General features: G+C 66.6%; 12 protein-coding genes. 7 read left to right on the top strand and 5 right to left on the bottom strand.

Annotated features, from left to right (window positions below; all coding sequences use genetic code 11):
• Positions 1–123 precede the first annotated feature (123 nt).
• The gene (locus tag NFG58_RS03230) at positions 124–612 is read left to right on the top strand and encodes a DUF2946 family protein (RefSeq protein WP_348827595.1); all 489 of its coding nucleotides are present in this window, start codon (positions 124–126) and stop codon (positions 610–612) included.
• A gap of 73 nt (positions 613–685) precedes the next feature.
• Positions 686–2059, top strand: a complete 1374-nt coding sequence (locus NFG58_RS03225; protein ID WP_348827594.1) for a PepSY domain-containing protein — start codon at positions 686–688, stop codon at positions 2057–2059.
• A gap of 139 nt (positions 2060–2198) precedes the next feature.
• Here NFG58_RS03225 and NFG58_RS03220 read toward each other — a convergent pair whose 3' ends face one another.
• Positions 2199–3128: a DUF808 domain-containing protein gene (locus tag NFG58_RS03220; protein WP_348827593.1), complete on the bottom strand. Its 930-nt coding sequence runs from the start codon at positions 3126–3128 to the stop codon at positions 2199–2201.
• A 95-nt stretch (positions 3129–3223) separates the two neighbouring features.
• On the opposite strand from NFG58_RS03220, the gene NFG58_RS03215 reads away from it, so the two are divergent.
• The 5 genes from NFG58_RS03215 to NFG58_RS03195 all read left to right on the top strand — a co-directional run bounded on the left by NFG58_RS03215 (position 3224) and on the right by NFG58_RS03195 (position 11384).
• Entirely contained in the window at positions 3224–3598 is a 375-nt protein-coding gene (locus NFG58_RS03215) for a hypothetical protein (RefSeq protein WP_348827592.1), read from the top strand.
• Between the two features lie 317 nt (positions 3599–3915).
• Entirely contained in the window at positions 3916–5085 is a 1170-nt protein-coding gene (gene wecB / locus NFG58_RS03210) for a UDP-N-acetylglucosamine 2-epimerase (non-hydrolyzing) (protein WP_348827591.1), read from the top strand.
• Positions 5078–7270 (top strand): glycosyl transferase family protein, encoded by a 2193-nt coding sequence (locus NFG58_RS03205; RefSeq protein ID WP_348827590.1) that lies wholly within the window; start codon positions 5078–5080, stop codon positions 7268–7270. The genes wecB and NFG58_RS03205 overlap by 8 nt, the downstream gene beginning before the upstream one ends.
• Positions 7267–10416, top strand: coding sequence for a tetratricopeptide repeat protein (locus NFG58_RS03200; protein WP_348827589.1), 3150 nt, complete (start codon positions 7267–7269; stop codon positions 10414–10416). The genes NFG58_RS03205 and NFG58_RS03200 overlap by 4 nt, the downstream gene beginning before the upstream one ends.
• A gap of 44 nt (positions 10417–10460) precedes the next feature.
• A complete protein-coding gene (locus tag NFG58_RS03195) occupies positions 10461–11384 on the top strand; it encodes a DUF4434 domain-containing protein (RefSeq protein WP_348827588.1) in 924 nt (307 codons plus the stop codon).
• A gap of 76 nt (positions 11385–11460) precedes the next feature.
• Here NFG58_RS03195 and astB read toward each other — a convergent pair whose 3' ends face one another.
• From astB to NFG58_RS03175, 4 genes are read right to left on the bottom strand one after another with little or no spacing between them, the layout of a single operon-like run.
• A complete protein-coding gene (gene astB / locus NFG58_RS03190) occupies positions 11461–12816 on the bottom strand; it encodes an N-succinylarginine dihydrolase (RefSeq protein WP_222515818.1) in 1356 nt (451 codons plus the stop codon).
• Positions 12817–12821: 5 nt separating this feature from the next.
• Positions 12822–14291, bottom strand: coding sequence for a succinylglutamate-semialdehyde dehydrogenase (gene astD / locus NFG58_RS03185; protein WP_348827587.1), 1470 nt, complete (start codon positions 14289–14291; stop codon positions 12822–12824).
• Entirely contained in the window at positions 14291–15334 is a 1044-nt protein-coding gene (gene astA / locus NFG58_RS03180; protein ID WP_348827586.1) for an arginine N-succinyltransferase, read from the bottom strand. Before astA ends, astD begins: the two co-directional genes overlap by 1 nt.
• Positions 15334–16404: an arginine N-succinyltransferase gene (locus NFG58_RS03175; protein WP_222515663.1), complete on the bottom strand. Its 1071-nt coding sequence runs from the start codon at positions 16402–16404 to the stop codon at positions 15334–15336. The genes astA and NFG58_RS03175 overlap by 1 nt, the downstream gene beginning before the upstream one ends.

Raw genomic sequence — 16404 nt, 5'->3', positions numbered from 1 at the left:
GTGTGCCCCCATTGCCGCCGGCACAGGTCCCTCGGAAGAGCATGCCTCCACCGTGGGCAAACGCCAGGCGCTGCACTATAGTGGCCCGTCTGCATATTCCCGATCGCTAAGGTTGCCTCTTTCATGCCCTCAGCCGCTCGTCTCTTGAGCTCCCGACCCCGCCGTCAGCGCCGGGTCTGCCTGCTGGCGGTGCTGGCCATGCTGATGCTGTTCGTAGGCCCACTGATCAGCCAGATCCAGCGCCTGGCGATGGAGGACGAGGCCGGTCGACAACACCACCAAGGGCATGGTCACCACCAAGGCCTGGCTCGAGGCACCGGACAAGGCCATGCCCAGCATGATCCCACGCCGAGCGCCGCGGAAGTAGAGGGGCGCAGCACGTCCGAGCCTGCCGCCGAGGGGGCGGTCGGTGACGCCGGGCATCATCACCTGGCCGCCTGTGGCTACTGCGTACTGTTTGCCCAGGTGCCGTGGCTGGCCCTGCTGTTGCTGGTATTGGTTAGCCTGGCGCCGCGGGCCCCGCCGGCACGTTGTGCTGCAGGCATTCCCCCCGTTGTCAGCGGGCGCTTCCAGCGTCCGACTCCCCGCGCCCCTCCCGCGTCATTGTCGTGATCCATCGAGGCCACCGCCTCCAGAGCCACCGAACGGCATCGCCGTCGGCAACTCCGCCTTCAAGAGAATGACCATGACGACGCACGCGAAACCCGTTGCGCCGGCGCTGAAGACGCTGGTGATACGACTGCACTTCTATATCGGCCTGCTGGTCGGCCCCTTCATCTTCTTCGCCGCCCTCACCGGCACGCTCTATGCGCTGACCCCGGCACTGGAGCAGGCACTGTACCGGGACGCGCTGACCACCGGTTCGGACAGCGCTTCCGCGACCTTGGCCCGGCCATTGTCACGCCAGATTGCAGCGGCCCAGGACTATCTCGATGATTCCGCCCTGCCCAGCGCCGTGCGCCCGGCCCCCGAACCCGGCGCCACCACCCGGGTGATGTTCGCAGACCCAAGCCTTGATGCCGGCGAACACCGGGCGATCTTTGTCGACCCGCAAAGCCTCGAAATCCGTGGCGACATGACTGTCTACGGTACCAGTGGGGTACTGCCGCTACGCCGGATCATCGACCAGATCCACCGCAGCCTGATGCAGGGCGATCCCGGCCGTCTCTACAGCGAGTTGGCCGCTTCCTGGATGTGGCTCGCCGCCCTCGGCGGACTGGCCATCTGGGCGGTCACCCCCTCGCCCCGAGTGCAGCCCGGCAAGCAGACCCGCACCGCCCGTCGCTTGCGCACCCGCCGACGCCACAGTCTGCTGGGGCTGTTCCTGCTGGTCGGCCTGCTGGTCCTGTCGGCCACCGGCATGACCTGGTCGAAGTACGCCGGCGACAACTTCTTCACCATGCTCAAGGCCGCAGGCTGGGGGACGCCTCGGGTGTCCCAGTCGCTTCAGGCCCACGACGTCGCCTACGACGCACACGCCGACCACGCCATGCCCGGCGCTCACCCGACCGTATCGGGGTCGCTTGAGGCCTTCGACGCGGTCGAACGCCAGGCCCGTGAGGCAGGCCTCGACGCCGGCAAGATCGAGTTGCTGGTGCCCGGCGACAATCAGGCCTGGAAGGTGCGCGAGATCGACCGTAGCTGGCCGTCCCAGGTGGACGAGGTGGCGATCCATCCGCAAAGCTTCCAGGTGCTGGATCAGGTGAGCTTCAACGACTACCCGCCTGCGGCCAAGCTCACCCGCTGGGGCATCGACGGCCATATGGGCATCCTCTTCGGCCTGCCCAACCAACTGCTGCTGGCCACGCTGGGCATCGGCATCATGACCATGGTCGGCTGGGGCTACGCCATGTGGTGGCGCCGCCGTGCCCTGACCCGCGACAGCCAGACGCTGTGGCAGGCCCTGCTGGAATTGCCGCTGTCGGTGCTGGCGCTCATTTCGCTGGTGGCGCTGCTGCTGGGACTGGCGATGCCGGTAATGGGGGTAAGCCTGGTGATATTCCTGACGGTGGACGCCCTGCGTACCCTGGTCGCGGCACGCCGACGCGCTACCGGCTAGGCCCCACATCAGTAAAGACAGGAAAGGGCCATCGGCAAAGCCAGGAAAGGGCCATCCACCACACAAGAAGGGCGACCCACGGGTCGCCCTTCTTGCTTGAAGCCAGGAGCACGCTCCGCCCCTGTCTACCTATCCGCGATCAGTGTCCCTTGCCCCGAAGCCGCTGGATGCCGGTCCAGACGGCCACCAGGGCAGCACCCACGGCCAGGCCGAACAGACCATTGCCCAGCATTGGCACCAGCCCGTGCATGATGGCGTCGAGGCCGGGAAGGGCTACCTCGGTCTCGGCCAGCCCCTCGATCCAGTGCCCGACCGCCGGGATGCCGTGGGCAAGAATGCCACCGCCGACCAGGAACATCGCCAGGGTGCCGAAGATCGACAATCCCTTCATCAACAGCGGTGCGCCCTTGAGCAGTCCTCGGCCCAGGGCCTGTGCCAGGCCGCCGTCCTTCTGCGTCAGGTAGAGCCCCAGGTCGTCGAGCTTGACCAGTCCCGCCACCAGGCCGTAGACACCCACGGTGATCAGCAGGCCGATCGCCACCAGCACCGCGATCTGCTGGCTCAGGGGGGCGGCGCTGACGGTGCCCAGCGCGATGACAATGATCTCCGCCGAGAGAATGAAGTCGGTACGGATGGCGCCCTTGATCTTGCCGCGTTCAAAGGCCTTCATGTCGGTTTCGCCGTCGGCCAGCGCCGCCAGTCGCGCCTGGCGCTCCTGCTCGGCGTCTTCCTTGTGCAGGAACTTGTGGGCCAGCTTTTCGGCGCCCTCGAAGCACAGAAAGGCCCCGCCAAGCATCAGCAGTACCGTCACCAGCCAGGGCACGAAGGCGCTGATCAACAGCGCGCCGGGAATCAGGAAACACTTGTTGAACAGCGACCCCTTGGCCACCGCCCACACCACCGGCAGCTCGCGATCCGCCGCCACGCCGGTGACCTGCTGGGCGTTGAGCGCCAGATCGTCGCCGAGAACACCGGCGGTCTTCTTGGCCGCCACCTTGGTCATCACCGAGACATCGTCGAGCAGGGTGGCGATGTCGTCGATCAGGGTTAACAGACTACTTCCAGCCACAGGGCATCCCTCCTTGGCCTGGGAAAACTTGGGTAGACTCAGCATAACCGCTCGGCCCCTTCGCCGCCGCAGCAATTGCCCCGGAGGTCTATGCCATGTCGCAAGCATCCACTGGAAATCCGGCAGCATCAAAGGCCCATCCAGACTTGCCCGATGCCAGGCCGCAGCCGGCTTCAGATCCCGCTGCTGACGATCTGACAGCCGACAAGCTGACGCCCGACGACCTGGCGCTCTTGCTCGAAGGTGTGCCCGAGGGCTACAGCGAGGTGCACTACCGGGGACGCCGCTACGCCATGACCCGACGCACCTTCAACCGAGGGCGCTCGCTCAAGGTGTTCGCGCGGGAGTTGGGCGGCAACGATATGGTCAGTCTCAATGGCTACCTGACCGCTCGTGGGTGGCAACTGAAGCCCTGCGAGATGAGCGAGCACAAGGTGCTCGACTTCCTTGTGCATTGCAAAACCGGCTGACTTGCTGGCTGGGTCGTCCCGGGATTCGATTCCCGGCGCCGCTCTCTTTCCAGGCTCGCCGCTACCCTCTCTCCCCAGGCTCGCCGCCGCCCTCTCTCCAGGCTCGCCGCTACCCTCTCTCCACGCTCGCCGCCACCCTCTCTCCAGGCTCGCCGCTACCCTCTCTCCCAAGAGTCGCTCCGCCTCTCCCTTACGAGGTGTCGCCCTCTCGCCGCTTTCGGCAAAAAATATCCTTTTGTTGACCTAGATCACTGCGATAACGCCCAGTTCGCACCGAAGTATGCTGAGATAATCAAAGAATACTTTACTCCGCTCCCATGGGACGTCTCATGCCTGTCGTCATGCTCGTTGTTGGAACCCGTCCCGAGGCGATCAAGATGGCCCCGGTCGCCCAGGCCATACAGGCATGCCCGGCACTGTCACTGCATCTGTGTGCCAGCGGCCAGCACGACGAGATGCTGTTCCAGGCACTGTCGCTGTTCGACCTCACGCCGGACAGCAATCTGGCGGTGATGAGACCAGCGCAGACCCTCAACGGTCTAATGCAGGCCATGATCCAGGCACTCGACCAAGACATGTCCCGGGTGGCCCCCGACCTGGTGATGGTCCATGGTGATACCGCTACCTGCTTTGCCGCGAGCCTCGCGGCCTTCCACCGGCGGGTCCCGGTGGCTCACGTGGAAGCCGGGCTGCGCACCGGCAATATCGCGTCGCCCTGGCCGGAGGAGGCGTACCGCAGCATGGTGGCGCGTATCGCCCAGCGCCACTACGCCCCCACCGCGTCGGCGCGTCACAATCTGCTGCGTGAGCAGGTGGCGCCGGATTCCATCCTGGTGACCGGCAATACCGTCATCGACGCCCTGGCCTGGATGAAAGACCGCCTCGGCCGCCAAGGCTATCGCCCGGCAGCCCCCTCACCGCTTGCCGCGCTGCGCGACGACGCCAGGCTGGTGCTGATCACCGGCCACCGCAGGGAAAACCACGGCGATGGCATCCGTACCATCTGCACCGCCATCGCCGCACTCGCCGCTCGCTACCAGGACGTCGACCTGGTCTACCCGGTCCATCTCAACCCGGCGATCAAGGACGTCGTCGAACACGCCCTGGCGGGCATCCCAAACGTGCTGCTGGTGCCCCCCCAGGACTACCGCGACTTCGTCTGGCTGATGGGCCGCGCCTGTCTGATCCTTACCGACTCCGGCGGCATCCAGGAGGAGGCTCCCGCTCTCGGTGTGCCGGTGCTGGTAATGCGCGAGCACACCGAGCGATGCGATGCCCTGAGCGCCGGTACCGTCATCCTCACCGGCAGTGACAGCGACGCCATCGTGGCCGCCTCGGCGCGCCTGCTCGACGATGAAAAGGCGCGCCGGCGCATGGCCGCGATCCCCAATCCCTACGGTAGCGGCGACGCCGCCAGGCAGATCATCGAAGACCTCAACGATTGGCTTGTCCGCGCCGTCGAGACACTCGAGGCCGGCGATGCCTGAGTTATCCCCCGAGCTGTCACTGTGGCTGGTCGACGCCACCATCCATGTGCTGTTCGCCCTGAAGTACGTCGCCATAACGCTGTGCCTGCTGATGCTGGCCATGGGCATCGATGATCTGTTTCTCGATCTGATCTACTGGAGCCGGCGTAGCTGGCGCTACTGGTCGATCTATCGCGATAACCCCAGGGCCAACGAGGAGCGTCTCTATCAGGCCCGGGAGAAACCGCTGGCGGTCATGGTGCCGGCCTGGCAGGAAGTCGGCGTGGTCGGCCAGATGGCCCAGCTGATGGCCAGTACCATGGACTACGAGAACTATCAGATCTTCGTCGGCACCTACCCTAACGACCCCGAGACCCAGGCCGAGGTAGATGCGGTCTGCCAGAGCTTCAGCAACGTGCACAAGGTGGTCACGGTACGCCCCGGCCCGACCAGCAAGGCCGACTGCCTGAACAACATCATCGAGGCCATCGCGCGCTTCGAGAAGGCCGCCGGGATCGAGTTTGCCGGCTGCATCCTGCATGACGCCGAAGACGTCATTTCGCCGATGGAGCTTAGGCTCTACAACTATCTGCTGCCGGACAAGGACCTGATCCAGGTCCCGGTCTACCCCTTCCGACCACGCTGGTATCAGCTCTCCGGCGGCCACTACATCGACGAGTTCTCCGAGTACCACGGCAAGGACGTGCTGATTCGCGAGGCCATGTGCGGCCAGGTGCCCAGCGCCGGGGTCGGCACCTGCTTCAGTCGTCGTGCGCTGGCCCACTTGAGAGAGCTCAATGACGGCATCACCTTCGACATCTGGAGTTTGACCGAAGACTACGATATCGGCTTTCGCCTGCACGAGAGCGGGCTTTCCTGTGTCTTCGTGCGCTACAGCGTCGAGCGCGACGAGCTGTCGCCTCGGCGCGAACACGCCCACGGCCTGTCGATGCGTGACAGCAAGGTGATCTGTGTGCGCGAGCACTTCCCCACGGCGCTGGGCGCGGTGGTTCGGCAGAAGTCCCGCTGGATCACCGGTATCGTCTTCCAGGGTTATCAGCATCTGGGCTGGAGCCGCACCAACTGGCGTCTCAACTACTTTCTGTGGCGCGACCGTCGTGGCCTGGTGGCCTACCCCCTGGCGCTGGTCGCCACCCTGCTGATGCTGATCTTGGCAGGGCTTTGGCTGTACGCCGTGCTGTCGCCACAGGCCTGGCACTTCCAGTCGATCCTCGGTGGCTGGCTGCTGGAGACCCTGCTCACCATCAATGGTCTGCTGCTGGTCAACAGGGCCTTCCAGCGCTTCTACTTCGTCAAGATCTACTACGGCTGGCGTCAGGGCCTGCTGTCCTTTCCACGCATGCTGTGGAGCAATCTGGTCAACTTTCTGGCCAACGTGCGGGCCTGGAAGCTGTTCTTCACCCGGGCGCGTCACCGCACCTTCGCCTGGGACAAGACCACCCACGACTTCCCCCAGCTCGACGACGCCGTGCAAGTCTCTCTCGAAGCCCTGTTGATCGAGGATGGCGTTGTCACCGCGAGCGATATCGAGCGCATAGGTGTTGAAGTCGGAGCACGTCGGCTACCCAGGGAGCTGATTGCACGAGACCTGGTGTCCGGTGCGACGCTGGCCAGGCTTGAAGCCAGACGGCGGGGCATCGCCAGCGTCGAGATCCATCCGCTGGTGCTGTCGCCCGCGCTGATCGACGCCCTGCCCCGGCATGTCGCCCTGCGCTACGCCACGCTGCCCATCGGCGAGAGCGGCGACAGCCTGATCATCGCCACCGAGACCGCCTTGAGTCCGGTCGCCATCGGCGCCATTGGCCGGCGCATCAAGCGTCCTGTCGAGCAGCGTCTGGTCCCGCTCGGACGCGTCACCCTTGGCCTGCGCCACTGGTACCTGGGAGAGCTTGGCGACGTCGACCGGGACCGGCTGCTTGAGCTGGATGCAGACGCCGACGCCGCACGCCTCGATGGTTACTGCGCTCACCAGTACCTGCTCGGAGAACTGTTGCTGGAGCAAGGGCTTATCACACCCGCCCTGTTCGGCCAGGCGATGATCGACTTCGATCCTGAACAGGGTTGTCTGGGCGACTTCCTTGTCGCGCGCGGGATGATCGAATCGAACGACCTTGAGCGAGCACTCGCGCTCCAGGCGGACCACCGCCGACAGGCGGCCCGCAGTCTCGAGGATGTGGCGGTATGAAGGCCAGGGCGATATCGCTGCTGATCGCCGTGTCGCTGGCTCAGCTGCTGGCTCAGCCACCGGCCTGGGGGCTGAGCCAGTTCGAGGAGTTTCACAGCTACCCTTATCTCGACAAGGCCTACCGGGCAGCAGAACAACGCGACTGGGCGCAAGTCCAGCAGCTGATGGAGCACCTGATCAGTCAGGTGCCCGAGAACGTCGAGGCCTATCGCCTGCTGGCCCAGGCACTGGCGAAGCAGGGCAATCTGGATGGCGCCATGGCGGCGCTGGGGGCGCTGGACGCCAACGTGGCGGCGGTCCAGATCAATGCCCTGCGCCAGGCCTGGATCGCCGACGGCCACGCCAGCGAGGGCGAGTTGACGCTATGGCTCAGCGAAACGTCGGGCAGCGCCCGGGAGGCCCTGTGGAGCGCCCAGGCCAACTATTTGCGCGCAACCCGCGGCGCCCGGGCAGCACTGGAATGGCTTGCTACGGTGCCCGCCCGGCAGGACGCCCTGGCACGGGACCGCTACCGTGCCGCCCTGGCCGAGCAGATCCAGGACTGGAACGGCGTGATCGATGCGCTGGTGCCCCACGCCATGGAAGATACGCTGAACGACGACGACTGGCGACGCCTGTCGATCGCCATGATTCAGACCGATGATGCACGCGGCATCAATGCCTTGATCGCCAGGCTTCCCGAGGGCGACGTCCGCCATTTCGTGCTGCGCGCAGGCGCCGATCGCGCCATCGCCCTGGGCTACTCCGGGATCGCCCAGCGCTGGCTGGCCACCCTGGAGCAGTCGGATCAGCTGGACGCCAGCGACACCCGCAAGCTGCTGCAGACCTCGCTGGCAGTGGGCGACACCGACAGGGTCCGCCAGATGGCCAGCCGCCAGGACACGGATTGCCTGACGCTGGTGAGCTGGCTCAGCGATCATGGCGACCCCGAGGCCTTGAGCACCTTCACCGAGTGCGACGCGAAGGAAGATCCGCAAAGCTGGCTGATACTCGCCGATCGTCTCGATGCCCTCGAACTGCTGGAAACCACGGAACTGCCGGAGGCCTGGCACCAGCGACGCGATCGGGTGCTGCTGGATCGCTATCGCGCCGACGGGCTGGATGACAAGGCGCTGCGCCTGCTGACACGTCAGCCACAGACGCCGGCGATCCTGCGCGAGCGCGCCGAGTTGACCCAGCGGCTGGGACGCCCCGAGGCCGCCGAGCTATGGCAGCAGCACTATCATCTGACCGGCGATTCCGGCTCGCTTGAGCAGGCAAGCTATCTGTATCTGGCATCACAGCGGCCCCAGGCGGCCCGGCGACTGCTGGAGCAAGCCTTCAAGCTTGCCCCCGAGCGGCTATCGGCGACCTCACTGGCGCGACTGGCCCAGCTTTACGCCGACGACAATGCCGGCGTCACCGACGCGACGCTGGAGGCGCTGGTACGCCAGCCCCGACTGGCCGATACCGAGCGCACCAACCTGCTCGAACAGCTTGCCCGCCACGATCGTTGCACTGTCGTTCGCAGCGTGGCCGACGCCAGCATGCCCCCCTGGGCCGCCCTCGGGATCTGCTCGCGAGACAGACCCGCCCAGGCCGCTGGCTATTTCCAGAGGGCGCTGACACAGCTCACCCAGCGCCAGCCGGAAGATGACGCGGTGACGGCGGCAATGACGCAACCAGAGATCCAGGCTCGCAAGCGACTGGCCTTCGCGCTGTTTGCCGCCGGCGACCCCGACGCCGCCTGGCGTCAGTGGCGAGCGTTCGAACGCGACGGCCCCTGCGACGGAGAACTCGACCTGACAGATCGCCTGGCCGGCGCGCGCAGTGCCCTGGCAAGTGGCGACACCGAGGGCGCCTGGCGCTGGTGGCCCAAGGATAGCGACAGCCCTGAGGCGAGGCTGCTCGGCGCGCGCATCGCCCTGGCCCGCCACGACGCCGCCGGCGCCATGGCACTGGCCAGAGTCGCAGTGGCATCCACCGGCGGAAAGCCCAAGACCGACACCGCCGTCTTGGAAGGCGCGAGCCAAGTGGCCCGTCAGGCAGGCAACCCAACCCTCTCTCGACGCTGGCTGACCCAGGCCCAGGCGACCTCGCCGGACTCGCCAAGACTTGCCCGGGAGCTGGGACTGACGCTCGCTGCAACGGAGGAAGCAGGTGCTCGGTCAGAGGCCATTGCGCTGCTGGAGCGCGCCCGCCAGGCCTATCCAGAGGACTACGTCAGCGCCGCCACCCTGGGGAACCTCTACAGCACCATTGGCGACAACGCCCGCTCCATGACGCGCATCGAGGACGCCATCGACCTGCAGCCCTTCGACCTGGCGGTAGGCGAGGACAGCCTCGAGGCCATGGCCGAGCGCCGCTACCGGCTGCGAAGGACCCACGAGACACTGACGCGGCGCGACCGGATCACGCTGACCAGCAGCTGGTCGCCAACCAGCCCGACGCCGGGGATACGCAGTGACTCATCGAACCACGATAACGACGAAGATAGCGGCCACGATATCAACACCCAGGTGGTTCAATGGGACCACGCGCTTGGCCACGACCCGATCCACCAGGGGCGGGAGCTGGCCGGCTACATGAGGGCCATCATCGGCGGCGATGATCGTGACGACTACGGGCGAGGACGCTCCCTGGGCCTGGGACTGCGGGCCAAGCCGTTGGCCCGTCACAACCTGAACCTGTACGCCGAGATGTTCGCCGAGTCCCAGAAAAACGATGGCGAGCACACCGACTACAATCTGCTGCTGAGGGCCACCGGCTCCTTTCTGGATCAGGGCGATCACAGCAGCGAATGGCGCGTAAGCCAGGAGCAGTGGAATGAGCGCTCGCTCTATCTCGACGCCGCCTGGTGGACCCAACGTGGCGATGTACAGCTGTTCGGCCGCTACCGCCAGGGCCGCACCTTCAAGCTGCCGACCCCTTCGGCCCAGACGCTGATGCCCTACGCCAGTTTCCAGGCCACCAGCCACGACACCACCGGCTGGGACGAGGATGTACGCCTCGCCGCAGGACTGCGCTGGGAGTTGTGGTACGACGAGGATCACTACAACGCCTTTCGCCGCAAGCTGAGCGTCTCCACCGAGTACCAGCAATCCCTGGGGGGCAACCTCTACCAGGAACGCGACGGCTGGATGATCCATCTGGAGCTGAGCCTGTGATGAACTCAAGCATTCTTGTGGCCGGACACCTCAAAGGCACCGCGGTGCCAGTCCCATTCGCTGGCATTATCGCGCCACTGACCCTGACGGTGGTCCTTGCCATGCCCGTGGGGACGGTCGCTGCCGCCGACGACAGCCTCCTGACAAGAGCCGCCGAGGCCTACCGTAGCGAAACCCTGTTCTACCAGCCTCAGAATCGCGACGCCTCGCTCAGCCGACAGCAGTGGCAGACGCTGTGGCGGCGTACCCGTGAGAACGGCGTCCACACCTTGATCGTGCAGTGGACCCAGTACGGCGAAGAGACCTTCGGTGGCGCCGATGGCTGGCTGGCCAACGCCCTGGTCGACGCCGAACGCCAGGGACTCGAGCTGATTATCGGTCTCTATCAGGACCCCGAGTACTACGAAACCCTCCCCGACAACGCCCGCTTCCGTCACTACTGGTACCAGCAGTTGGCCAAGGCCCACGCGCGACAGCAGCAGATCCAGCGCCAATGGCCACTGACACCGGTGGGCTGGTACCTGCCGGAAGAACTCGATGACTGGCTGTTTCGTGAACCCGGCGTACGCCAGGAACTGACGCGCCAGTTGGCCTGCGCCAGCCAACAACTAACGGGCCCGCTGCACCTGAGCATGTTCAGCGGAGGCTTCGTGACGCCAGGGGTCTACGCGGCCTGGGCCGAGGACATCGCCGAAAGCGGCTGGCAGGTGTGGTGGCAGGACGACGAAGGCGCCCGCAACCTGGATCCGCCCATGCGCCAGGCCTACCGCGACGCCCTGAGCTGTCGCATCGGCGTCGTCCGCGAAGCCTTCGCCCGCACCAGCGCGACCGAATCCGACTTCCAGGCAATGCCCGCACGCCCCCGTCAGCGCGGCAACGACTGCCATCCGGACGCGGTCTTTTCGCTGCGTTATATGCCCTGGGCAGAAGCGCTGCACCAAGGCCCACCTGGCGATCTCGCTCAATAAAAAACCCCACCAAGAGGTGGGGTCGAATCGACAAACAGCAACCAGGATACGCATGGCTATTTCAGCCCATCGGTGCTCAGTTGCCAGCCCCCTGGAAGGGGTACACAGGGCCCAGCGCGAGGAGGGACGTCAGCTCGTCCAGCGCCGCCAATGTCTCCTCGGCGAGCCTGGGATCGGCCAGGTCTTCCGGTGCCAGACGCTCGCGGTAGTGACGCTCGACCCAGGCGACCAGGTCGGCGTAGAGGGCGTCGTCGAGCAGCACCCGGCCGGACAGCGCCTCGCGCTCGGCCTGGCTCAGCACCACCCTGAGCCTCAGGCAGGCCGGACCACCGCCATTGCGCATGCTCTGCTTGACGTCCTTGACCACCACTTCGCCGATCGGGTTGTTGCCGGCCAGCAGGTGATCCTGGATGCACCGCCACACCGCCTCACGCTCCTGACACTCCCCCGGCACAACCAGGGTCATGCTGCCGTCGTCATTGGACAGAAGCTGGGAGTTGAACAGGTAGGAGGCCACCGCGTCCTCGAGGCTGACCGCCTCAAGCGGTACCCGCACCGGAATCAGCGGCGTCGACATCTTCTCGCGCAGCGCATCGAGGGTGGCCTCTTCGTCACGGAAGGCCAGCTCGTGGTAGAGCAGCACCGGGCCATTGCCCACGGCGATGACATCGTTGTGGAAGACCCCGGCGTCGATGGCATCCGGGTGCTGCTGGGCGTAGACCACTTGATGCTCAGCGAGCCCATGCTGGCGGGCGATGGCCTGGCTGGCCTCCAGGGTCTGGCGCGCCGGAAAGCGACGCGGCTCGACGCCGTCACCGCCGAAGGCCTGACGCCCGTAGACGAACAGGTGCACCCCCGGCTCACCGTGCTCGCCGCACAGCCGGGTGTGGTTGGCCGCGCCTTCATCGGAGAACGCCGGGGTCGCCGGCAGCACCGGGTGATGGGCGAAGTGGGCGGGATCGGCGAAGATCGCCGCCAGCACCCGACCGGTGGTCTCCGGCTCCAGAAAGCGGTGGAAGCTCGACTGCAGGTTGGCCGGGGTGAAGTGCACTCGACCATCAGCGGCATCCAGGCTCGGTGTCACGGTGCCGGCGTTGGCCGTCCACATGCTGGAGGCGGAGCACACCGCGCGCAGCAGTTGCGGCGCCTGGCTGGCGGCCTGGGCCAGCACCTGACCGTTGTCGCCGGCAAAGCCCAGCGAGCGCAGCGCCCCCAGGTCAGGGCGCTGCTGCGGCGGCAGCACGCCCTGCACGTAGCCTGCGTCCTTCAGCGCCTTCATCTTGGCCAGGCCCTGCAGCGCCGCCTCGCGAGGATTGGACACCAGGCCGCCGTGGGACATCGACGCCACGTTGCCGTGGGCCAGCCCCGAGTAGTTGTGGGTCGGCCCCACCAGGCCGTCGAAGTTGACCTCGACCACGTCCCGCTGGCTCATATCGCTCACAGACTCACCCCCGGCGGCAGTTTCTCGGGCAGGTTGAGGGCTTCGCTCTCGACGGAGGCGACCGGGTAGGCGCAGTAGTCGGCAGCGTAATACGCACTGGGGCGATGGTTGCCGCTGTCGCCGACGCCGCCGAAGGGCGCGTCGCCGGAGGCGCCGGTAGTCTGGCGGTTCCAGTTGACGATACCGGCGCGGATGCGCAGCAGGAAGTCGTCCCAATCGGCCCGCTCACCACCGATCAGCCCGGCGGACAGGCCATAGCGGGTGTCATTGGCGAGTGCGATGGCGTCGTCCCAGCTCTGGTAGCGGTAGACCTTGAGCAGCGGCCCGAAGTGTTCCTCGTCCGGCACCTCGACCCCGGTCACATCGACGAGTCCCGGTGTCAGCAGGCTAGTGCCCGGCTCGACCTGGCGCATGCGCGACAGCACCTTGCCACCGCGAGCCTCCAGGTCTGCCTGGGCGGCGAGCAGCCCCTCGGCCGCCTCGACGCTGACCAGACCACCGTAGAACGGCGCCTCCTCGGCAAAGGGCTCGGCCACGCGCAGGCGCTCGATGGCACCGCTCAGGGCGTCGATCAGGCGATCACCGGCCTCGCCCTCGGGCACGATCAGGCGGCGGGCGCAGGTGCAACGCTGGCCCCCGGACAGAAAGGCCGACTGCAGGATGGTCAGCACCGCGGCGTCCTCATCCGGCACGTCCTTGACCACCAGCGGGTTGTTGCCGCCGAGCTCCAGCGCCAGCACCTTGCCCATCTGGCCGGCGAACTGCTTGTGCAGAAGGCCACCGACCTTGGCGCTGCCGGTGAACAGGAGGCCATCGATACCGGCATCGGCGGACAGCGCCTGGCCGACCTGTGCCGCGCCCTGGACCAGGTTGATGACGCCCGCCGGCAAGCCGGCCTCGAGCCAGCACTGCAGGGTCAGGTCGGCGGTCAGCGGGGTCTGCTCGCTGGGCTTGAACACCACGGTATTGCCGGCCAGCAGCGCCGGCACGATATGCCCGTTGGGCAGATGGCCGGGGAAGTTGTAGGGGCCGAATACCGCCATCACGCCATGGGGGCGATGGCGCAGTACCGCTCGGGCGTCGCCCAGGTCACGCTCGCGCTCTCCGGTGCGTTCCTCGCGGGCACGGATGGACAGCGCCACCTTGCCGATCATGGCGCCGACCTCGGTGCGTGCTTCCCACAGCGGCTTGCCGGTCTCGTGGGCGATGCTGGCCGCCAGGTCCTCGCGGTGGCTTTCAAGCACGCCACGGAAGCGCTCGACCAGGGCTTCACGCTGCTCAAGCGAGGTCAATGCCCAGTCGGGAAAAGCCTTGCGTGCGCTGGCAACGGCCTGGGCGACCTGCTCGGCGCTGGCGGCCTTGCCCTGCCACAGCTCGGCGCCGGTGATCGGGTCGAGCTTGGTGAAGGCCTCGGCGTCGCCGGACATCCACTGTCCATCGATAAGCAATTGTTGTGTGGGCTGCATCACGCCTCCTCGTCGGAATTCAGCACGCGCAGGGTGTCGCCGGAGGCGACCTCCAGCCTGCGCGCCTCGTTGTCATTGAGCACCAGCACGCCGTCGGCGTCGGGACCACGCCCGACCCAGGCGGCACGGAAGTCGGCCATGCGGGTGGTCGCCGCCAGCCACTGGGGCCGCTCGGCGCTGTCGGCGTTGGGGTCGACCTCGACACGCACGTGTCGCGACAAGCGCACGCCCTTGACGTCGTCGATGTAGGCCTCGACCGTGGGACCGCCGTCGAAGATGTCGATATAGCCCTCCCAGCGCAGCCCCTGCTTCTTGAGCATGGCCAGCGCCGGGCGGGTGTGCTCGTGGACCTGACCGATGCAGGCACGCGCCTGCTCCGAAAGAAACGGCGTATAGATCGGGAACTTGGGCATCAGCTCGCCGATAAAGCTCTTCTGGCCAAGGCCGGTCAGCCGATCCGCCTCGTTGAAGTCCATGGGGAAGAAGTTGGCTCCCAGGCAGTCCCAGAAGGCGCTGCGTCCGTTCTCGTCGAAGCGTCCGCGCATCTCGGCCAGCACCTTCTCGGGAAAACGATCGCGAAACTCGGCCATGAACAGCCAACGCATCATCGACAACAGCGCGCCGTTGCGCTGATGACGGCGATCGGTACCCCGGAACTCCGGGCGCAGGAACAGCGAGGCGACCTCGGCGTCGCCGGTGTGATCCGAGCTCAGAAACAGCGTATCGACGGTGCGATGCAGGTCGAGCTGCTTGGACGAGTGCGCCAGGGTGCCCACGCGGTAGTGATAGAACGGCACTTCACGCCCGACCTGCCCTTCGATGGCGCAGCAGCCGGCCAGATGCCCGCTCTCCTCGTCCTCCAGCACGCAGAAGTAGAGACGCTGGTCCACCGGGGTCTGCTCGTTGAACGCGCTCGTGGCGGAGGCGATCTTGTCCGCCAGAAACTCGCGGTTATCGGGAAGGGAGGTGAAGCCGACCCCGGTCTCCCGAGCCAGCGCCTGGAGTTCGTCCAGGTCCCCTTCCATGATCGGTCGCATGCGCATTACAGCTCTCCCTCGTCGTAGCCCGGGTCGAGCCCGTCATCGCTCAGCCCCAGCGGCGCCGCTAGCACCGCACGTCCTTCTTCCACGCCCAGCAGTTCGGCGTGGGCCGGCGACAGCATCAGCTGGCCGGTGGGCGACAGCGCGTAGCGCGCCACCGTGCAGCAGAAGCCGTCCAGGCGCTGGTTGGCGACCATCGCAGGCTCGGCATCGGGTAGAGCGTGCTCTGGGCGGATGCGTACCGGGTGCCAGGCGGCGCGACGGAAGGACTCGAGGCGCATGCGATCGCCCTTGATCACCGGGCCTGCGTCGAACAGGTCGACGTGGCGCGAGCGCAGGAAGCCCTCGGCCAGCATCTCTTCCAGCGCCGCCTCGTGGGCCGGGTGCTCGCGTCCGATGGCCGCGCGCGCCTGGGGCGTCAGCAGCGCCAGGTATAGCGGGAACTGCGGCATCACCTCGGCAATGAAGCTCTTCGAGCGCACGCCTGCGGTGTAGTTGATCTCGTGGTAGTCGCGCACGAAGAAGTGGCGACCGACACTGTTCCAGAACGGCGACTCGCCGTCGTCGTCCAGATACCCCGGGAAGGCCATCGCCAGCACCTCGGCGAAGCGCTCGGGGTACTGGGCGATGAACATCAGCCGGGCACGGCGCAGCAGGCTCTCGGCGCTGGTGCCCTTGTACCGCGGATCCAGCGACAGCGCGCACAGCAGGCTGGCGTCCGAGACCTCATGGGACAGCGCCAGTGTCGGCACCTCACGGCGAACATTGAGCTGCTGCGAGGCGTGGATCAGGGTTTCCTGGCGATAGGTGTAATACGCCTCGGTGGCCCCGGCCAGGGCGCGGATGGTCGCCGTACCGACCACCTCGCCGCGCTCGCGATCCTCGAGCACGAAGGTGTAGTGTTCGTCGCCGGGTACCTCGGCCTCACTGGCAAACGCCCGCTGGGAGCGCGCGATGCGCTCTTCCAGGCGATCACGGTGGGCCGGCAGGTTGGTCAAACGTGGCTGGGCGGAACCCGCCAGGCGCTCCAGCGCCGGCAGGTCACCTAGCCGCACAGGGCGAACGGCCAGCAT

The sequence above is a fragment of the Halomonas sp. RT37 genome, assembly GCF_040070525.1.
Taxonomy (GTDB): Bacteria; Pseudomonadota; Gammaproteobacteria; order Pseudomonadales; family Halomonadaceae; genus Halomonas; species Halomonas litopenaei.
The sequence above is the reverse complement of the archived record's forward strand: the minus strand, read 5'-3'. Positions and strand labels throughout refer to the sequence as shown.